Origin of the sequence: Citrobacter sp. RHBSTW-00029 (assembly GCF_014104295.1) — a bacterium.
Classification (GTDB): domain Bacteria; phylum Pseudomonadota; class Gammaproteobacteria; order Enterobacterales; family Enterobacteriaceae; genus Citrobacter; species Citrobacter youngae.
Genome location: NZ_JABXRT010000001.1, coordinates 2,062,601 through 2,082,212 on the forward strand (window position 1 = coordinate 2,062,601; position 19,612 = coordinate 2,082,212).

The following is a 19,612-nucleotide window of genomic DNA, read 5'->3' on the forward strand; positions in this document are numbered from 1 at the left end:
ATCACAAAATAGCGGTCGTCAGTCGCGAGGTGCAGCATAACCGACCCTGCTCATCAAAGATCTCGATTTGCCACACCTGATGACGTGAACCGGTATGCACAGGGCTGCACACCCCTCTGACGAGCCCTTCACGTGCAGAACGAACGTGGTTGGCGTTAATCTCAAGGCCCACCACTTTTTGAGTGCCCATCGTACACAGATATCCAGCCACCGAGCCAATGCTCTCAGCCAGCACGACAGACGCCCCGCCGTGCAGCAAACCAAAGGGTTGTTTGGTGCGATGATCCACGGGCATTGTGGCTTCCAGAGTATTGTCGCCGATATGCACAAAACGAATATCGAGCAGCCCGACCATATTTCCTTCACCCATGGCGTTGAGCGCCTCGAGTGTGACTTCACGTTTCCAGATCATCCTATAATCTCCAGTAATGCCTGTAATGGGTGGCGAACGCCTGTGCCTTCTACGCGTTTAACCTGGCTTCGACATGAATACCCGGCAGCCAGACAACGGTTACGCGGCAATCGTTGCATTGCCTGGTGCCATGATAACTCATAGATCCCCAGTGAGTTCTGATGATTCTTCACTTCGTGACCATAGGTACCCGCCATCCCGCAGCACCCCACGCTGACGTTTTCCAGTTTGGCCCCAAACCGGGCAAAAATCGCGGCCCACTGCGCAGGCGCTCCCGGCAGAGCGGTCACTTCGGTACAGTGTCCGAAGAAGTACCACGGTTCGCCACCGATAGCGACCGGCGGTTGTGACGCCAGTACAGCCGATAACCACTCATTGACCAGTAAGACATGGAAATCACCGCGCTGCTCGCCGAGCGCCAGCGTGTATTCATCGCGATAACATAGCACCAGCGCCGGATCGACACCGACCATTGGGATATTCAGCTTTGCCACCCGGTTGAGGAATTCAGCGGTCTTTTTCGCCGTTTTTGCAAACCGGTTTAAAAAGCCCTTTATATGCTGCGCTTTGCCGTTAGGCGAGAATGGCAACAACACCGGCTGCAAACCCAATTTTTCTACCAGTCGGATGAAATCAGCCACTACCTGTGCATCGTAATAGCTGGTGAAAGGGTCCTGCACCACCAGCACCGTACGTGCTTTTTGCTCCTGGCTGAGAGCTTCAAGCTGTTCCAGCGTCATATTGGCCGAACGATGCCCGACCAGCTGTCGTTGTAATGATGGTGCAGACAACAGCGGCAAATCCACCATGCCGATGTGTTTTTTAGCCAGATTACGTACCAGTGGTTGATTGATGAAAAAGTTGAACGTTTTAGGTGCGCGCGCCATCAGCGGTGCATAACTCTCAACGGTGGCGACCATGTGATCGCGAAGCGGGCGCAGATAGCGCGTGTGATACAGCTGCAGGAAGCGCGAGCGGAATTCCGGAACGTCAATTTTTATCGGGCACTGCGTAGAACAGGCTTTACATGCCAAACACCCGGACATCGCCTCTTTCACTTCATGCGAGAAATCATACTCGCCCTTACGTGCATGCCAGCTGTTCCGGGTTCGGGCGATTAGCGTACGTAAACTGGCACGTTTTTCTGGCAACTCTTTTTCCAGTTTCACGGGGTCGATCCCACGATCGGCCAACAGGCGCAACCATTCCCGTACCAGCGTTGCCCGCCCTTTTGGCGAGTGAATGCGATTGAGGCTAATTTTCATCGACGGACACATCGGGCTTTTGGCATCGAAGTTAAAGCATAACCCGTTGCCGTTACACTCCATTGCCCCACGCCACTCCTGTCGAACGGCCAGCGGGATTTGACGATCGTAAGTCCCACGTTTAACCGCATCCACTTTCATCATTGGCGCATCGATGGCTTCCGGAGGGCAAATTTTCCCCGGATTGAGCCGGTTTTGCGGATCAAACGCCGACTTCACTTTGCGCAGTTCGCGATACAGTTCCTCGCCAAAGAATGCCGGACTGTACTCAGCACGGAAACCTTTCCCGTGTTCGCCCCATAGCAGACCACCGTATTTGGCCGTCAGCGCCACCACATCATCAGAGATGCGTTTCATCAGCACTTCTTGTTGCGGATCGCACATATCCAGCGCGGGTCTGACGTGCAGCACCCCGGCATCCACGTGACCAAACATGCCATAGCTCAGGCCATGACTATCGAGTAGCGCACGGAACTCGGCAATATAGTCGGCCAGGTGTTCCGGCGGTACGCAGGTATCTTCGGCAAACGGAATCGGCTTCGCAGAGCCTTTGGCATTACCCAGCAGACCAACGGCCTTTTTCCGCATGGCGTAGATGCGCTCGACACCAGCTAGTTCGGTACACAGCTGCCAGCCAATTACGCCGGCTTCCTGCCGGGCAATTAGCCCGTCCAGACGTTCACACAGCGCACTGACCTGAGAATCAATTAATGCTTCATCGTCACCAGCAAACTCGACGATATTCAGCCCGAGCATCTCTTTATCCGGGACATCGGTAATCAATTCGCTGACGGAGTGCCAGACAATATCTTCACGCGCCAGATTAAGCACTTTTGAATCGACGGTTTCGACCGACAGCGCGCGCGCTTCCACCATCACTGGCGCATTACGCAATGCAGAGTCAAACGAATCGTATTTGACGTTGACCAGTCGCCGAACTTTAGGCAGCGGCGTGATATCAAGGCGGGCTTCGGTGATAAAGGCCAGCGTACCTTCGGACCCCGTAAGGATGCGGGTTAAATCAAACTCGGTCATCTCATCATTGAAGACGTGCCGCAGGTCGTAGCCGGTTAAAAAGCGATTGAGCTTTGGAAACTTGTCAATGATCAACTGTCGGTTCTCACGACACCGTTCATAAACCGTCTTATAGATGCGCCCAATCGCCGTATTGTTTTTACCGAGCATTTCGGCAAATTCAACCGGCATCGGCTGGGTATCGAGAATATCCCCGCCCATCAATACCGCGCGAATACCCAGCACGTGATCGGAGGTTTTACCGTAGACCAGCGAACCTTGCCCGGAAGCGTCGGTGTTGATCATTCCCCCCAACGTCGCCCGGTTACTGGTGGACAATTCAGGCGCAAAGAAATAGCCGTAGGGTTTCAGATATTGGTTAAGCTGATCTTTTATCACCCCCGCCTCTACCCGCACCCAACCTTCCTGCACATTGATTTCAATGATGCGGCTCATGTAACGGGACATATCAACAATAATGCCCTGATTAAGCGCCTGCCCGTTGGTGCCTGTGCCGCCGCCGCGAGGGGTAAAAATCAACGACGAAAAGAGCGGTTCTGACGCCAGGCGGGCAATAAGCGCCACATCAGCCGTCGAACGAGGGAAAACCACGGCATCAGGCAGAAGCTGATAGATACTGTTATCCGTCGACATTGTCAGACGATCGGCATAGCTCGTTGCCGTATCGCCCGTGAACCCTTGCTGCTCCAGCGCCTGCAAAAAATTGAGCACCAGTTGAACGACACCTGGCGCCTGAGAAATTTGTGGAATCATTATAGTGACCCTTTCCTGCGGTCTGTGTTGTGAATTTAATCGTTTGCGTGTTGCTTTGTTTGTTGTATCACATTTTTTTCTAATACGCTCAGCAGATTTACAGGCAGAATCCGCCTGTTCAAAACCGCTGAAATTGCTCATCATTATAGAGTGTGATTAACGTGTTCACGTCGCGTCAACGTTCTGACGCAAAGACAAAGGTGAAAAGTATTTATGGTAAATTTCCGTCAGCCCAGGGATATTGCACAAGTGCTGCTATCGGTGCTGTTTTTAGCCATCATGATTGTGGCCTGTCTCTGGATTGTGCAACCCTTTATCCTCGGTTTTGCCTGGGCAGGTACGGTGGTCATTGCGACCTGGCCCATCCTGATACGTATACAAAAATTGCTGTGGGGACGCCGTTCGCTGGCCGTGCTGGTGATGACCCTGTTGTTAGTTCTGTTATTTATTATTCCTATCGCTCTGTTGGTCAACAGCATCGTTGATGGCAGTGGTCCACTGATTCATGCCGTTACCGCCGGTGATATGACGCTGCCGGATCTGGCGTGGTTAAACAGTATTCCTCTGGTGGGTGCCAAACTCTATGGCGCATGGCACAGCCTGTTGGATATGGGCGGTTCGGCTATCATGGCTAAGGTTCGTCCCTATATCGGTACCACAACCACCTGGTTTGTTGGTCAGGCCGCGCATATTGGCCGCTTTATGATGCACTGTGGCTTGATGTTGCTATTCAGCGCCCTGCTGTACTGGCGCGGTGAGCAGGTGGCGCTAGGCATTCGCCACTTCGCCTGCCGTCTTGCATCAAAACGCGGTGACGCGGCAATCCTGTTGGCAGCACAGGCCATTCGTGCGGTTGCATTAGGCGTGGTCGTCACCGCGCTGGTACAGGCAGTCCTCGGCGGTATTGGTCTGGCGGTAACGGGGGTACCTTACGCGACACTACTGGCGGTGTTGATGATCCTCTCCTGTCTGGTGCAACTGGGGCCTTTACCGGTGCTGATTCCGGCCATTATCTGGCTTTACTGGACAGGTGATTCTACCTGGGGCACGGTGCTGTTGGTGTGGAGTGGCGTGGTCGGAACACTGGATAACGTTATTCGTCCCATGCTGATCCGTATGGGGGCTGATTTGCCGTTGATCCTTATTCTTTCCGGGGTTATCGGCGGGTTGATTGCATTCGGTATGATTGGTCTGTTTATCGGCCCAGTGGTACTGGCTGTTTCATGGCGCCTGTTCTCCGCATGGGTCAATGAAGCCCCTGCACCGGGCACTGACCCGGATAAAATTCTCGAAGAAATCGCTGAAATCGAAAGCAATAAGTAATCCGGCATCAGGCGGCAACATTGCCGCCTGATTGTTTACTATTGCTGATAAATACATCGCAGCTCCCCGAACCAAACCCAACTCCAGCGCTGTGGGAATACTCATTTATGTCGCAAATTCTTTACAGTTTTTAAACTATTGAGATGAATCTGATCGACGTGAAAAACCAGCATGCCTACTATTACCCCAAGGCTTTAGATCAACACATTGATTTATAAGCATGGAAATCCCCTGAGTGAAACAACGAATTGCTGTGTGTAGTCTTTGCCCATCTCCCACGATGGGCTTTTTTTTATCCTGCATTTCCACGTCCCATCACGGCCTACATCACATCAGCTAGCCAATTGTTTTATTTCACTCTCACGCCAAATGCACCAACTTCACAGATTAATAACAAATAATATTGCACAAGATACTGTGACTCTCTTCAAGCCGAAATATCCACAACAATGCTATTACTATTCCACCGTCTTTTATGAAGTGATGAAATAATGAACGCATTAGAATTGCAGGCTATCCGCCATATTTTTGCTATGACGGTGGAAGAAAGCGCCGCGTATATCGCGCGTGATGGCGACATTGTTGCCTGGCAACAATGGGAAAGTGGGGAAAAAGAAATCCCGGAAAACATCGCGCGCATTTGTGCAGAAATGAAAGCAAAGAGAAAGTTAAGAATTAACGCGATCATCGAAAAAATAAATAATCGTATTGGTAATAACACAATGCGTTTTTTCCCCGATCTGGTTTCTTTTCAGGCAGTTTATCACCACGACAATTTTCTCGACTGGAAAATCTACCAATCTGCTGCAGTGGAGCTCTATGCACACAACCTCGAGCGTTTGTGTTAGGCGGTCATAACGCCAGCACTACGTTGCAACACGGGCACCCGACATTATGCCCTCGCTCACGCGCAGTCTGCATACTATTTGGGCTAACACGCCCTACGCGACACAAAATACAACATCCATTTAGCCTCTTCGCCGAGTAACACATTATGAAAAACACCTATTTCTCTACTGCGATAGGGCTGTACCTTAATTACCTGGTACACGGTATGGGGGTCATTCTGATGTCCCTCAATATGTCCTCACTTGAACAGCAGTGGCAAACCAATGCCGCGGGGGTCTCGATTGTCATCTCCTCCCTTGGTATCGGTCGGTTAAGCGTTTTATTAGTTGCAGGCATGCTGTCCGATCGCTATGGGCGCAGACCGTTTATCATTTTTGGCATGATCTGCTACCTCATCTTCTTTTTTGGCATCATCAATACTCACAGCATTGTGATTGCCTACGCCTTTGGTTTTTTAGCGGGAATGGCAAACAGTTTTCTTGATGCCGGAACCTACCCCAGCCTGATGGAAGCCTTCCCCCGTTCACCCGGCACCGCCAATATCCTGATTAAAGCCTTTGTGTCCAGCGGCCAGTTTCTGTTGCCGATGGTTATCAGCCTGCTGGTGTGGGCTGAACTCTGGTTTGGCTGGTCTTTCTTGCTGGCGGCGGGAATTATGGCGGTTAACGGCATATTTTTGTTTCGCTGCCGCTTCCCTGCACATCCGGGGCCGAAGCATTCCATCATGCCATCATCCTCTTTACAGGAACCTATTCAGCCGAAGCATGGTTGTTCCCTTCTCGATCTGGGGAGTTACACCCTGTATGGCTATATCTCGATGGCCACATTTTATCTGGTTAGCCAGTGGCTGGCACAGTATGGTCAGTTTGTCGCCGGTATGCCGTATACGTTATCTATCAAGCTGTTAAGTATTTACACCTGTGGTTCTCTGCTGTGCGTATTCATTACTGCTCCCCTGGCGAGAAAAGCGGGTCGTGCCACGTCTCTGTTGATGCTGTACACCTTTATCTCCTTTGTCGCGCTGCTGGCAGTTTGCCTGCATCCAACGACCTGGGTCGTGATTACATTCGCCTTTGTCATCGGGTTCTCATCAGCCGGAGGCGTCGTGCAAATCGGTCTAACGCTAATGGCCGCTCGCTTCCCGCAGGCGAAAGGTAAAGCTACCGGTATTTACTACAGCGCGGGCAGTATCGCGACCTTCACGATCCCACTGATTACCGCCAGGCTCTCCGAAACCAGTATTGCGCACATCATGTGGTTTGATGCGGGTATCGCTGCGTTCGGTTTCCTGTTGGCACTGTTTATTGGTTATCGCAGCCGGCTTGCAGCAAAGCGTCAGTTAAACATGGCACCACTCGCACAATAACGCGGGTGCAATATTGTTCCCCTCTTCTGCAAAATAATTGGACGTATTTTTAAAATAACGGCAAAACGTCGGTCTGACGAATTAGGTTTCACAGTTTGATATGCAATATACCTGGTAACTTAAACGCCATGCTATGTAGGTACAATAACTACTGCCCGGTATATTAATCACAAGGTCGCCGAAATTTAAACTACACCGACGAGCACAGAATAATTTTAAAATCCGCAAGGAGTTGTGAAAAAATGTCTCAGAAAAAGACCTTTAACACGCCATTTCTTCTGGCGATAACCTGTATTTATTTAAGTTATTTTTTACACGGTATTAGCGTCATCACACTGGCGCAAAACATGACCTCCCTGGCTGAAAAGTTTTCAACCGATAATGCAGGGATTGCCTATCTAATTTCCGGCATTGGTCTTGGTCGACTGGTCAGTATTTTATTCTTTGGCGTTCTCTCAGATAAGTTCGGTCGTCGGGCTATCATTCTGTTAGGCGTTATTCTATATATGCTGTTCTTCTTCGGTATTCCCGCCAGCCCCAATCTGATGATTGCCTTTATTCTGGCTGTATGCGTTGGCGTAGCGAATTCAGCGCTGGATACCGGCGGTTATCCGGCGTTAATGGAATGTTTCCCTAAAGCATCCGGCTCGGCGGTTATTCTGGTTAAAGCCATGGTGTCGTTTGGCCAGATGATTTACCCCATCGTCGTCAGCACCATGCTGCTCAACCATGTCTGGTACGGCTATGCGGTCATCATCCCGGGTGTACTGTTCGTGGTCATCACCCTGATGCTGTTAAAAAGTCGCTTTCCCAGCCAGATGGTGGACGCGGGTCTCGCCAAAGATCTGCCACAGATGAACAGTAAACCCCTGGTCTGGCTGGAAGGTGTCGCTTCCGTGCTGTTTGGGGTTGCCGCATTCTCAACCTTTTATGTCATCGTGGTCTGGATGCCGAAATATGCCATGGCATTTGCTGGCATGGCAGAAACTGACGCACTAAAAACCATCTCTTACTACAGCATGGGATCGCTGGTCTGCGTATTCATCTTTGCTGCCCTCCTGAAGAAAATGGTTCGCCCCATTTGGGCTAACGTTTTTAACGCTGGTCTGGCAAGCATTACCGCTGCGGTCATTTATCTGTATCCCTCTCCGCTGGTTTGTAACGCAGGTTCGTTTCTGATTGGCTTTTCTGCTGCTGGCGGTATTTTACAGCTCGGTGTCTCGGTGATGTCAGAGTTTTTCCCGAAGAGCAAAGCCAAAGTCACCAGTGTTTATATGATGATGGGTGGTGTAGCCAACTTTATTATCCCACTGATCACCGGATACCTTTCTAACATCGGCCTGCAATACATCATTTTGCTGGACCTTGCATTTGCTCTGCTGGCATTCATCACCGCCATCATCGTCTTTATTCGCTATTACCGCGTATTTGATATCCCCAAAAATGATGTGCGGTTGGGCGAACGTTATTTTCAATAAATTGTTTAGAAGGAGTATCAAATGGACGTAACTGCAAAATATGAACTGATTGGTCTGATGGCCTACCCTATCAGACACAGTCTGTCCCCTGAAATGCAAAATAAAGCATTAGAAAAAGCGGGTCTGCCTTTTACCTACATGGCATTTGAAGTCGATAACTCAACGTTTGCTAATGCAATTGCTGGTTTAAAAGCGTTAAAAATGCGCGGCACCGGGGTATCTATGCCCAATAAACAGTTGGCCTGTGAATATGTTGATGAATTAACACCTGCCGCCAAACTGGTTGGCGCAATCAACACCATCGTTAATGATGATGGCTACCTGCGTGGTTACAACACCGACGGCACCGGCCATATTCGCGCGATTAAAGAAAGCGGCTTCGATATTAAAGGTAAAACCATGGTACTGTTGGGCGCGGGCGGCGCGTCTACAGCCATTGGCGCTCAGGCAGCCATTGAAGGCATCAAAGAAATTAAGATCTTTAACCGTAAAGATGAGTTCTTTGAAAAGGCGCAGGCATTCGCTAAACGTGTTAATGAAAACACCGACTGCGTTGTCACCGTGATCGACCTTGCCGATCGACAGGCATTTGCCGAGGCACTCGCCAGCGCGGATATTTTGACCAACGGCACGAAAGTCGGCATGAAACCGCTGGATAACGAATCTATTGTGACCGACGTTTCCCTGCTTCGCCCGGAACTGCTGGTGACCGAATGCGTGTATAACCCGCATATGACCAGGTTGTTGCAACAGGCACAACATGCCGGTTGCAAAACGATTGATGGTTACGGCATGTTGTTGTGGCAAGGGGCTGAGCAGTTCAAGCTCTGGACCGGGAAAGATTTCCCGCTGGAGTATGTCAAACAGGTTATGGGTTTTGCAGCCTGATGGGCAGTATTTGTGAATAGTTAAAGGGTAATCAATGAAAACCGTAACCGTAAGAAACCTCGTGATTGGCGAGGGTGCGCCGAAGATCATTGTCTCACTGATGGGTAAAGACATCTCAACGGTAAAAAGCGAAGCACTGGCCTATCGCGAAGCGGATTTCGACATCCTGGAATGGCGTGTTGACCATTTCGCAGATGTCGCTTCCATTGACGCAGTACTGGAAGCCGCACGTGCGATCCGTGATGTGATGGCGGATAAACCGTTGCTGTTCACCTTCCGTAGTGCCAAAGAAGGGGGTGAACAGGCTCTGTCCGTCGAAAACTATATTGCATTAAACCGCGCAGCAGTGGACAGCGGTCTGGTAGATATGATCGACCTGGAGCTTTTCACCGGTGATGAACTGGTTAAAGCGACCGTCGAGCATGCGCACGCAAAAAATGTCTTCGTTATTATGTCGAATCATGATTTTCACAAGACACCAGCAGCCGATGATATTGTCCAGCGACTGCGTAAAATGCAGGAACTTGGTGCAGATATTCCCAAAATCGCGTTGATGCCGCAAAGCAAAGCGGATGTGCTAACATTGCTTAGCGCAACGCTGGAAATGCAGGAACGCTACGCCGACCGCCCAATTATTACCATGTCAATGGCGAAAACCGGTGTGATCTCACGACTGTCCGGCGAAGTTTTCGGCTCAGCGGCGACGTTTGGTGCGGTGAAAAAAGCCTCGGCCCCAGGACAAATCTCCGTAACCGATCTACGTACCGTTCTGACAATATTACACCAGGCTTAATAGCCCAATATTTTTAAATTGCAATAAATAACGCCCTGCCCCAGATATTCGTTTTACCACGAATATCTGGCAGACGATTAAATATTTTCAATATAACGCAAAATACTATTATCGAATATAGCGATAGGCATTCGCACGAATATAACCTGGAGTTTATATGAAACTTTCAAGACCAACACGCTTAAATGGTCGGGTACCGGTATTATCTGCAGCTGACGCAATTGATTATATTCCGGATGAAGCCACACTCTGCGTATTAGGCGCTGGCGGTGGGATACTTGAAGCCACAACATTAATTAATGCACTAGCCGAGAAATATAAAAATAGCCAATCCCCACGTAATTTGTCGCTAATTAGCCCGACAGGACTGGGCGACCGTGCAGACCGGGGTATTAGTCCACTGGCACAGGAAGGTTTAGTTAAATGGGCGTTGTGCGGCCACTGGGGACAATCCCCACGGATATCCGACCTCGCGGAACAAAATAAAATAGCCGCCTACAACTATCCACAAGGCGTATTAACTCAAACCCTGCGTGCCTCTGCGGCCCATCAGCCAGGTATTTTGAGTGATATCGGCATTGGCACGTTTGTCGATCCCCGCCAACAAGGTGGCAAACTCAATGAAGTGACCACCGAAGATCTGATCAAACTGGTAGAAATTGATAACAAAGAGTATCTCTACTACAAAGCCATTGCGCCGAATATCGCCTTTATTCGCGCCACCACCTGTGATAGCGAAGGCTACGCCACCTTTGAAGATGAAGTGATGTATCTCGATGCGCTGGTCATCGCGCAGGCCGTGCATAACAACGGCGGCATCGTCATGATGCAGGTACAAAAAATGGTGAAGAAAGCCACACTGCACCCTAAAGCCGTGCGGATCCCTGGCTATCTGGTGGATATCGTCGTTATCGATCCAGAACAGACTCAGTTGTATGGCGGAGCGCCGGTTAACCGTTTTATTTCAGGCGATTTCATCCTTGATGACAGCCTGCAAACTGCCCTGCCGCTTAACCAACGTAAACTGGTGGCCAGACGTGCGCTGTTCGAAATGCGCAAAGGTGCAGTGGGTAACGTTGGCGTTGGAATTGCCGATGGTATTGGTCTCGTCGCGCGTGAAGAAGGCTGCGCCGATGACTTCATACTGACGGTTGAAACCGGGCCAATCGGTGGTATTACCTCGCAGGGCATCGCTTTTGGGGCCAACGTCAATACCCGCGCTATTCTGGATATGACCTCCCAGTTTGACTTCTACCACGGTGGCGGTCTGGATGTGTGCTATTTAAGCTTCGCCGAAGTCGATCAGCACGGCAACGTCGGTGTGCATAAATTCAATGGCAAGATCATGGGCACTGGCGGTTTTATTGATATCAGCGCCACCTCGAAGAAAATTATTTTCTGCGGCACCCTGACAGCCGGAAGTCTGAAAACAGATGTTGCCGACGGCAAATTGAATATCGTGCAGGAAGGTCGGGTGAAGAAATTCGTTAGCGAATTACCTGAAATCACCTTCAGTGGAAAAATTGCCCTCGAACGTGGACTGGATGTACGTTACATCACCGAACGCGCCGTATTTACGTTAAAAGAAGATGGCCTCCATTTAGTGGAAATTGCCCCAGGTGTTTCTTTACAAGAAGACATTCTGGACAAAATGGAATTCACCCCCGTTATTTCTCCAGACCTGAAACTGATGGACGAAAGATTATTTATCGATGCCACGATGGGTTTTGTTTTGCCCGACGCCGCCAATTAAAAGGAGTACCCTGATGGACTTTTCATTAACTGAAGAACAAGAGCTGCTGCTTGCCAGCATTCGGGAACTGATCACCAGTAATTTCCCGGAAGAATATTTCCGCACCTGCGATCAGACCTCCACCTACCCTAAAGAATTTATGCGCGCGCTTGCGGATAACGGTATTTCGATGCTGGGCGTGCCGGAAGAGTTCGGTGGCATTCCGGCAGATTACGTCACGCAAATGCTGGCGCTGATGGAAGTCTCAAAATGTGGTGCGCCTGCCTTTCTGATCACTAACGGCCAGTGTATCCACAGTATGCGCCGTTTTGGCTCCGCGGAGCAGCTACGTAAAACCGCTGAAAGCACCATGGAAACGGGCGATCCGGCCTATGCGCTGGCGTTAACCGAACCGGGAGCTGGCTCAGATAACAACAGCGCCACCACCAGCTACACCCGCAAAAACGGCAAGGTGTACCTTAACGGGCAAAAAACCTTTATTACCGGTGCCAAAGAGTACCCGTATATGCTGGTTCTGGCTCGCGATCCCGAGCCGAAAGACCCGAAGAAAGCCTTTACCCTGTGGTGGGTGGATTCGAAGAAACCCGGCATCAAAGTTAATCCGCTGCACAAAATCGGCTGGCACATGTTAAGTACCTGCGAAGTCTATCTTGATGACGTTGAAGTTGACGAAAGTGATATGGTCGGCGAAGAGGGTATGGGCTTCCTCAACGTGATGTACAACTTCGAAATGGAGAGACTGATCAACGCAGCACGCAGCACCGGCTTTGCCGAATGCGCTTTCGAGGATGCCGCACGTTACGCCAACCAGCGTATCGCCTTTGGTAAACCGATTGGCCACAACCAGATGATCCAGGAAAAACTGGCGCTGATGGCGGTTAAAATCGAAAACATGCGCAATATGGTATTGAAAGTCGCCTGGCAGGCCGATCAGGAACAATCACTGCGTACCAGCGCGGCGCTGGCAAAACTGTACTGCGCGCGCACAGCAATGGAAGTTATCGACGACGCGATTCAGATAATGGGTGGTCTGGGTTATACCGATGAAGCCCGGGTATCCCGGTTCTGGCGTGATGTACGCTGCGAACGCATTGGCGGTGGCACCGATGAAATCATGATCTACGTCGCCGGACGTCAGATCCTGAAAGATTATCAAAACAAGTAAGCCGTACTATCATCCGGATAGCGGATAAACGCTATCCGGACTTACGCCAGAAAATCAGATTTCCGGCTGCAGGCATTCCTGCTCAGTCAGATTATTTTTAAACTGCTTACGATAATCGCTGGGAGTACAGCCTACGTGTCGCTGGAAGAGTTTGGCAAAGTGATCAACATTTTCATACCCCACCCGCCACGAGATTTCCGCTAACGACGCTTCCGTATTCGTCAGCGAAAATTTTGCCTCCGTCATCCGTCGCTGAATAACATAATTAATCGGCGAAATACGATACTCTTTAGTGAATTCGTGACAAATATAACTCACACTGGCGCGAAATTTTTTCGACAACTGATCGAGTGTGATTTTTTCGCGAAAGTTGTTATTCAAATACACCAGAACATCTTTAATTAACACGTCTTTTTTAATATACCCCTGCTCCGAACGATAAGCATTTTTAAAGTTTTCGTAATACAAGACGGTTAATGCGTAGGCAAAGGCATCATAAGCAGAGGATGACAGATTATTTTTACACTGCGGTATCATAATACTCAGTTCATTAAAAATACTCTTAATAACCTCCTTTCCCTGGCCGACGCTGATGACCGGACACGAGTGTAACTGCAACAGCTGGTTATCCTGCCAACCATTGAAGCGAAAACCGTACAGTGCACAGGTGTAGGTCGTGGCAGGTGCGTTGCTATCCGAGGCGACAGCATGTAACCGTCCTTGTTCTATCACCACAATATCCCCGGCGTGAGCGACATACAGTGAAGAATCAATAATTAAGCGCGCGACACCTTTTTTGACATAGATAAGTTCGGTTTCATTGTCATGCACATGGTGGCCCGACTCCCAGTTAGGATCATCACTGATGACGAATCGCGAAAATCTGGGGGTCTTCCCCTGCTCAAAAAGGGTTTCCATGGCATTATCAAAACATCGTTGATACATGACAGCCTCCACCTTTAGATGGTAAATGTGCGGAAAATTAATAGTGTTAAATGATAACGATTAACCACGTTATACAACGATATTCTATCCAAGCGAAACAAAATTATTTGCGCCGTCTGCAAGATGACACTTCTTGTCCAGGAACACTGTTAGCGTGCGTTATTTACGTTTTATACTAATTGAAAAGAATAAATGTTATTAATTCAACATTAATGATTTACATATCAGAAACAAATGCGGGCAGATATCGCTTAAAAATAGGATGCATTTCTCAATTACACCCTCGTTTACTGTTTTTACGGTGTAACCTTGCGTACACAACTTTTACTCCTCGCTTAGAAACTCCGCATCGCCGTTGCACATTTTTCTGCAAGATTGTTGGGAATGAAAACAGATTGCCCCGTCGAAAACAGGCCCCACTCTGCCGCACACTATTTTCAGTCAAATTTTCCCTACTGCCGATAATGACGCACTTCGTCATCATCCGAACGTGACTCACTGGAGATGCCATGAAAATAATAACCTGCTTTAAGTTGGTGCCTGAAGAACAGGACATTGTTATTACCCCAGAGCGCTCGCTTAACTTTGATCGGGCCGATGCCAAAATCAGTCAATTTGATCTGAATGCGATTGAAGCCGCCACACAACTTACCGCCGAAGGCGATGAGATTGTCGCCTTAACCGTGGGCGGCTCCTTGTTGCAAAACTCTAAAGTACGTAAAGACGTGCTATCCCGCGGTCCGGATAGCCTGTTTATGGTGCAGGACCCTCAGCTGGAGCATGCGCTGCCGCGCGATACCGCCCAGGCGCTGGCTTGTGCGGCTAAAAACATTAAATTCGATCTGATGCTGTTCGGGGAAGGGTCCGGCGATGTCTACGCACAACAGGTCGGTCTACTGGTAGGTGAGCTCCTGCAGCTTCCTGTGGTTAACGCGGTAAGCAACATCCAACGTAACGGCGACCGCATTCTGGTTGAGCGAACCCTTGAAGATGAAGTCGAAGTCATTGACCTGCCGCTCCCGGCAGTAATTTGCGTGACCTCGGATATCAATACACCGCGGATTCCGGCAATGAAAGCTATTCTTGGTGCCGGCAAAAAACCCGTCACCCCCTGGCAGGCCAGCGATATTGGCTGGACGCCAGCGTCACCGCTGGCGGAATTAGTCAGCCTTAGCGTTCCACCGCAGACAGAACGTAAGCACATCATTCTGGAAAATGACTCAGCAGAAGCCATTGCCGAACTGGCCGAACATCTGAAAAAAGCCCTGAACTAAGCCCAACGGAGAACAATCATCATGAGTAAATTAGCCAACGTATGGGTGTTTAGCGATAACGTAGAACGCTATGCGGAATTAATGACCGCCGCCCGCCAGTGGGGCGAGCAGGTACACCTTATTGTGCAGGGCAACGAACAGGCCGATCAGGTGAAAGCGCTGGGTGCCGATGACATCATCGTGCTCGAACACGCCAGTGAACTGCAGCGTGTTGAAAACTACGCCGAGACTGTCTCAGCCTTACTGCAAACGCACACCGGCCTGTTGCTGATGCCTGCGTCTAAACGCACAAAATCACTGGGCGCGCGGTTAAGCATGCAACTCAATGCGGCGATGGTAAACGACGCCACATCGGTCACTCTCGATGCAGGTGCGCTGTTTGCAGAACACCGTATGTATGGCGGTCTGGCATTCGGTAAAGAAAAACTGAATAGCGCGCTGGCGATTATCACGCTTGCCCCTGGTATGTTTGAACCAGCAGAAACCAATCCTGCGCACACTTGCCCTGTCATCTCAGCACCTTATATCACGCCACTTCATGAGATTGTTTGCCAGGAACGTCGCGCCAAATCTCTCAGCAGTGTCGATCTCAGCAAAGCCAAACGCGTGGTTGGCGTCGGTCGTGGCCTGGTGGCCGAGAGCGACCTGCAGATGGTACGCAATCTTGCCGCCGTTCTGGGTGCCGAAGTGGGTTGTTCACGCCCTATTGCCGAAGGTGAAAACTGGATGGAGCGCGAGCGCTATATTGGCGTATCCGGCGTGCTGTTGAAATCAGATCTGTACCTGACGTTGGGCATTTCAGGGCAAATTCAACATATGGTCGGCGGGAACGGCGCGAAGATCATAGTCGCCATCAATAAAGATAAAAAAGCCCCGATCTTCAACTACGCCGATTACGGTCTGGTTGGTGACATTTACAAAGTCGTCCCGGCCCTTATCGAACAGCTCAGTCGCTAACAGCCACATTTAACGCACATATCCCGCTGCATTCGCAGCGGGAAAGGAGCAAAGAACATGTCAGATGAAAAATTTGATGCCATTGTGGTCGGTGCTGGCGTGGCGGGTGCGGTAGCAGGTTACGTGATGGCCCAGGCCGGGCTGGACGTGCTGGTTATTGAGCGCGGAAACAGTGCCGGCAGCAAAAACATGACCGGAGGACGACTCTACACGCATAGCCTGGAGCACATTATGCCCGGCTTTGCAGAGGAAGCCCCTGTCGAACGGAAAGTGACCCGCGAAAAAATCTCTTTCCTGACGGAAGAAAGTGCTGTCACTCTCGATTTCCACCGTGAAAAAGACAATACCCCAGCGCAGGACTCATATACCGTATTGCGCAACAGGCTCGATCCCTGGTTGATGGAAAAAGCCGAACAGGCCGGGGCTCAGTTTATTCCGGGCGTTCGCGTCGATTCCCTGATCCGGGAAGGCAACAAAGTCACTGGCGTGCAGGCGGGTGACGATATCCTGGAAGCCAATATCGTTATCCTTGCTGATGGCGTCAATTCCATGCTGGGACGTTCACTGGGAATGGTACCGCCTTCTTCGGCACATCATTATGCCGTTGGCGTAAAAGAACTGATCGGCCTGCCGCCAGCAGTCATTGCAGATCGTTTTAATCTGTCAGGAAATGAAGGTGCCGCCTGGTTGTTTGCCGGTTCGCCATCTAATGGCCTGATGGGCGGAGGTTTCCTGTATACCAACAAAGACTCCGTCTCTCTGGGACTGGTATGTGGTCTGGGCAATATCGGGCATGCGACAAAAAGCATTCCGCAAATGTTGGAAGATTTTAAACAGCACCCCACTATTCGCCCACTGATCGCCGGCGGTGAATTGCTGGAGTATTCCGCACACATGGTGCCGGAAGGCGGCCTGGCGATGGTACCGAAGCTGGTTGATGACGGTGTGATGATAGTCGGCGACGCCGCCGGTTTTTGTCTGAACCTGGGTTACACCGTGCGTGGCATGGATTTGGCGATTGCTTCAGCAGAGGCTGCGGCCAAAACCGCCATTGCAGCGAAAGAACGTCAGGATTTCTCCGCCAACAGCCTGATGGACTACAAACGCGCCCTTGCACAGGGTTGTGTGATGCGTGATTTACAGCATTTCCGTAAGATCCCCGCGCTAATGGAAAACCCCCGTTTGTTTACCCAATACCCGCGCATGGTGGCCGATATCATGAGCGATATGTTCACCGTTGATGGCAGCCCAAACCAGCCAATTCGCAAGACCATTTTATCCCACGCGAAGCAGATTGGGCTGATGAACCTACTGAAAGACGGCATCAAGGGAGCAACCGCACTATGAGTCAGGACGACACCGTAAATGTTGACGTCAAACTGGGCGTTAATAAATTCAATGTCGATGAGGGGCATCCGCACATCATCCTTACCGAACATCCTGACATGAAAGAATTTCGCAAACTGCTGAAAGCCTGTCCTGCTGGACTGTATAAGCAGGACGAAAGTGGAAATATTCATTTTGATTCCGCAGGCTGCCTGGAATGTGGTACCTGCCGGGTTCTGTGCGGCTCTACTATCCTCGAACAATGGGAATACCCGGTTGGGACATTTGGTGTGGATTTCCGTTACGGCTAACACGTATCGCCTGTTGCACGCCGGATACAGCACATCTGTTATTCGGCAGGACGTGTACCGAAATTATCCAGGGAATAACTCATGAGTGTCACATTAACGTTTAATGCCGAACGTCGGGAAGCTTATCGACAACAAGGGTTTTGGGGGGATGCATCGCTGGGTGATTACTGGAGCCAAACAGCCCAGGCGATGCCGGACAAAATCGCTGTGGTCGATAATCACGGCGATTCATACACCTACGCCGCGCTCGACAGCGCGGCCAGCCGTCTGGCGACCTGGTTGTTAGCCTGCGGAATCCAGCCAGGTGACCGCGTCGCCTTTCAACTGCCCGGCTGGTGTGAATTTACCCTTATCTATCTGGCCTGTCTGAAAACCGGAGCGGTTTCCGTACCACTACTTCCTGCCTGGCGCGAAGCCGAGCTGGTATGGGTACTGAACAAATGCAAGGCAAAGATTTTTTTCGCACCTACGCTGTTTAAACAAACCCGGCCGGTAGATCTGATCCTGCCCTTGCAAAACCAGCTGCCGCATCTGCAACAGATTGTTGCCGTCGATAAGCTGGCACCCGCGACAGGCTCACTGGCACTCAGCCAGCTTCTTTTATCACCACCATTAACCCAGCCAATTAGTGTGCATGCCGATGAGCTGGCTGCGGTGCTGTTTACCTCCGGAACAGAGGGGATGCCCAAAGGGGTAATGCTGACCCACAACAACATCCTGGCCAGTGAACGCATCTATTGTGCCCGTCTTAATCTTACCTGGCTGGATGTATTTTTAATGCCCGCGCCACTTGGCCATGCTACCGGTTTTTTACATGGCGTGACCGCACCGTTTTTAATTGGCGCACGCAGCGTACTGCTGGATATTTTTACTCCAGCAGCCTGTCTCGAATTACTGGTACAGCAGCGCTGTACCTGCGTACTCGGCGCCACACCGTTCGTCTATGACATGCTGTGTAGCGTGGAAAAACATCCCTACGATCTCTCGTCGTTACGCTTTTTCTTATGCGGCGGCACCACTATTCCGAAAAAAATAGCCCGCGATTGTCAGCTGCTCGGCATTAAACTTTTAAGCGTCTATGGCTCAACAGAAAGCTCGCCGCACGCGGTGGTCAATCTGGATGATTCGCTTTCCCGCATGATGAACACCGACGGATATGCCGCATCCGGCGTGGAAATTAAAGTCGTCGATGAGGCACGTAACACGTTGCCTGCGGGTATGGAAGGAGAAGAGGCCTCCCGCGGGCCCAATGTGTTTATGGGCTATCTCGATGAACCCGAACTCACCGCCCGTGCGCTGGATCAAGACGGCTGGTATTACAGCGGCGATTTATGCCGAATGGACGATGCCGGATACATCAAAATCACCGGGCGTAAGAAAGATATTATTGTGCGCGGTGGAGAAAATATCAGTAGCCGCGAGGTCGAGGATATTCTGTTGCAGCATCCGCGTATCCATGATGCCTGCGTTGTGGCAATGCCGGACGATCGTTTAGGCGAAAGATCGTGTGCGTATGTGGTGCTAAAACCTCCGCACCATTCGCTGTCGCTGGAGTCAGTGGTAGCCTTTTTTAGTCGCAAGCGGGTGGCAAAGTACAAATACCCTGAGCACATTGTGATCGTAGAGAAATTACCGCGCACAGCGTCCGGTAAAGTACAAAAATACCAACTGCGTCAGGATATTATTCAGCGTTTGAGCGTGGAGAGTGTTGCAGGATAA

Annotated in this window: 16 protein-coding genes and 1 other RNA gene; 14 read left to right on the plus strand and 3 right to left on the minus strand. The window is 50.4% G+C overall.

Annotation, left to right across the window (positions count from 1 at the left end; all coding sequences use genetic code 11):
- Position 1: 1 nt before the first annotated feature.
- Entirely contained in the window at positions 2-412 is a 411-nt protein-coding gene (gene menI / locus HV041_RS10250) for a 1,4-dihydroxy-2-naphthoyl-CoA hydrolase (protein WP_005120251.1), read from the minus strand.
- Entirely contained in the window at positions 409-3,465 is a 3,057-nt protein-coding gene (locus HV041_RS10255) for an FAD-binding and (Fe-S)-binding domain-containing protein (protein ID WP_048211845.1), read from the minus strand. The genes menI and HV041_RS10255 overlap by 4 nt, the downstream gene beginning before the upstream one ends.
- A 213-nt stretch (positions 3,466-3,678) precedes the next feature.
- On the opposite strand from HV041_RS10255, the gene ydiK reads away from it, so the two are divergent.
- The 9 genes from ydiK (at position 3,679) to HV041_RS10300 (ending at position 13,080) form a co-directional block, all read left to right on the plus strand.
- Positions 3,679-4,788 (plus strand): AI-2E family transporter YdiK, encoded by a 1,110-nt coding sequence (gene ydiK, locus HV041_RS10260; RefSeq protein ID WP_048211846.1) that lies wholly within the window; start codon positions 3,679-3,681, stop codon positions 4,786-4,788.
- 188 nt (positions 4,789-4,976) lie between these two features.
- An RNA gene (gene rprA, locus HV041_RS10265) (antisense sRNA RprA) lies at positions 4,977-5,084 on the plus strand.
- A 195-nt stretch (positions 5,085-5,279) separates the two neighbouring features.
- Complete coding sequence (locus HV041_RS10270; protein ID WP_061067800.1) at positions 5,280-5,636, plus strand: YdiL family protein; 357 nt, start codon at positions 5,280-5,282, stop codon at positions 5,634-5,636.
- A 146-nt stretch (positions 5,637-5,782) separates the two neighbouring features.
- Positions 5,783-7,003, plus strand: a complete 1,221-nt coding sequence (locus HV041_RS10275; RefSeq protein WP_048211848.1) for an MFS transporter — start codon at positions 5,783-5,785, stop codon at positions 7,001-7,003.
- 242 nt (positions 7,004-7,245) lie between these two features.
- Positions 7,246-8,481 carry an MFS transporter gene (locus tag HV041_RS10280; RefSeq protein ID WP_048211849.1) on the plus strand — a complete coding sequence of 412 codons (1,236 nt, stop codon included), beginning with the start codon at positions 7,246-7,248 and terminating at the stop codon, positions 8,479-8,481.
- Positions 8,482-8,502: 21 nt separating this feature from the next.
- Positions 8,503-9,369, plus strand: coding sequence for a quinate/shikimate dehydrogenase (ydiB, locus tag HV041_RS10285; RefSeq protein WP_048211850.1), 867 nt, complete (start codon positions 8,503-8,505; stop codon positions 9,367-9,369).
- A gap of 34 nt (positions 9,370-9,403) precedes the next feature.
- Entirely contained in the window at positions 9,404-10,162 is a 759-nt protein-coding gene (gene aroD, locus HV041_RS10290) for a type I 3-dehydroquinate dehydratase (protein ID WP_048211851.1), read from the plus strand.
- 157 nt (positions 10,163-10,319) lie between these two features.
- Positions 10,320-11,915 carry an acyl CoA:acetate/3-ketoacid CoA transferase gene (locus HV041_RS10295; protein ID WP_101741697.1) on the plus strand — a complete coding sequence of 532 codons (1,596 nt, stop codon included), beginning with the start codon at positions 10,320-10,322 and terminating at the stop codon, positions 11,913-11,915.
- A gap of 13 nt (positions 11,916-11,928) precedes the next feature.
- The gene (locus HV041_RS10300) at positions 11,929-13,080 is read left to right on the plus strand and encodes an acyl-CoA dehydrogenase (protein ID WP_040233722.1); all 1,152 of its coding nucleotides are present in this window, start codon (positions 11,929-11,931) and stop codon (positions 13,078-13,080) included.
- 54 nt (positions 13,081-13,134) lie between these two features.
- Here HV041_RS10300 and HV041_RS10305 read toward each other — a convergent pair whose 3' ends face one another.
- On the minus strand, positions 13,135-14,025 hold the full coding sequence (locus HV041_RS10305; protein ID WP_048211854.1) for an AraC family transcriptional regulator: 891 nt from the start codon (positions 14,023-14,025) through the stop codon (positions 13,135-13,137).
- 509 nt (positions 14,026-14,534) lie between these two features.
- On the opposite strand from HV041_RS10305, the gene HV041_RS10310 reads away from it, so the two are divergent.
- From HV041_RS10310 to fadK, 5 genes are all read left to right on the plus strand, one after another.
- Positions 14,535-15,299, plus strand: coding sequence for an electron transfer flavoprotein (locus HV041_RS10310; RefSeq protein WP_048211855.1), 765 nt, complete (start codon positions 14,535-14,537; stop codon positions 15,297-15,299).
- A 21-nt stretch (positions 15,300-15,320) separates the two neighbouring features.
- Complete coding sequence (locus HV041_RS10315; RefSeq protein WP_048211856.1) at positions 15,321-16,256, plus strand: electron transfer flavoprotein subunit alpha; 936 nt, start codon at positions 15,321-15,323, stop codon at positions 16,254-16,256.
- Positions 16,257-16,313: 57 nt separating this feature from the next.
- Entirely contained in the window at positions 16,314-17,603 is a 1,290-nt protein-coding gene (locus tag HV041_RS10320) for an FAD-dependent oxidoreductase (protein ID WP_115602124.1), read from the plus strand.
- Complete coding sequence (locus HV041_RS10325) at positions 17,600-17,893, plus strand: ferredoxin family protein (RefSeq protein WP_121584559.1); 294 nt, start codon at positions 17,600-17,602, stop codon at positions 17,891-17,893. Before HV041_RS10320 ends, HV041_RS10325 begins: the two co-directional genes overlap by 4 nt.
- Before the next feature lie 81 nt (positions 17,894-17,974).
- Positions 17,975-19,612 carry a medium-chain fatty-acid--CoA ligase gene (fadK, locus tag HV041_RS10330; protein WP_121584558.1) on the plus strand — a complete coding sequence of 546 codons (1,638 nt, stop codon included), beginning with the start codon at positions 17,975-17,977 and terminating at the stop codon, positions 19,610-19,612.

Coding starts and splice junctions, on each gene's coding strand:
- menI (WP_005120251.1), bottom strand. CDS start 412: ATGATCTGGAAACGTGAAGTCACACTCGAGGCGCTCAACGCCATGGGT.
- fadK (WP_121584558.1), top strand. CDS start 17,975: ATGAGTGTCACATTAACGTTTAATGCCGAACGTCGGGAAGCTTATCGA.
- aroD (WP_048211851.1), top strand. CDS start 9,404: ATGAAAACCGTAACCGTAAGAAACCTCGTGATTGGCGAGGGTGCGCCG.
- HV041_RS10310 (WP_048211855.1), top strand. CDS start 14,535: ATGAAAATAATAACCTGCTTTAAGTTGGTGCCTGAAGAACAGGACATT.
- ydiK (WP_048211846.1), top strand. CDS start 3,679: ATGGTAAATTTCCGTCAGCCCAGGGATATTGCACAAGTGCTGCTATCG.
- ydiB (WP_048211850.1), top strand. CDS start 8,503: ATGGACGTAACTGCAAAATATGAACTGATTGGTCTGATGGCCTACCCT.
- HV041_RS10325 (WP_121584559.1), top strand. CDS start 17,600: ATGAGTCAGGACGACACCGTAAATGTTGACGTCAAACTGGGCGTTAAT.
- HV041_RS10305 (WP_048211854.1), bottom strand. CDS start 14,025: ATGTATCAACGATGTTTTGATAATGCCATGGAAACCCTTTTTGAGCAG.
- HV041_RS10320 (WP_115602124.1), top strand. CDS start 16,314: ATGTCAGATGAAAAATTTGATGCCATTGTGGTCGGTGCTGGCGTGGCG.
- HV041_RS10270 (WP_061067800.1), top strand. CDS start 5,280: ATGAACGCATTAGAATTGCAGGCTATCCGCCATATTTTTGCTATGACG.
- HV041_RS10295 (WP_101741697.1), top strand. CDS start 10,320: ATGAAACTTTCAAGACCAACACGCTTAAATGGTCGGGTACCGGTATTA.
- HV041_RS10280 (WP_048211849.1), top strand. CDS start 7,246: ATGTCTCAGAAAAAGACCTTTAACACGCCATTTCTTCTGGCGATAACC.
- HV041_RS10315 (WP_048211856.1), top strand. CDS start 15,321: ATGAGTAAATTAGCCAACGTATGGGTGTTTAGCGATAACGTAGAACGC.
- HV041_RS10275 (WP_048211848.1), top strand. CDS start 5,783: ATGAAAAACACCTATTTCTCTACTGCGATAGGGCTGTACCTTAATTAC.
- HV041_RS10300 (WP_040233722.1), top strand. CDS start 11,929: ATGGACTTTTCATTAACTGAAGAACAAGAGCTGCTGCTTGCCAGCATT.
- HV041_RS10255 (WP_048211845.1), bottom strand. CDS start 3,465: ATGATTCCACAAATTTCTCAGGCGCCAGGTGTCGTTCAACTGGTGCTC.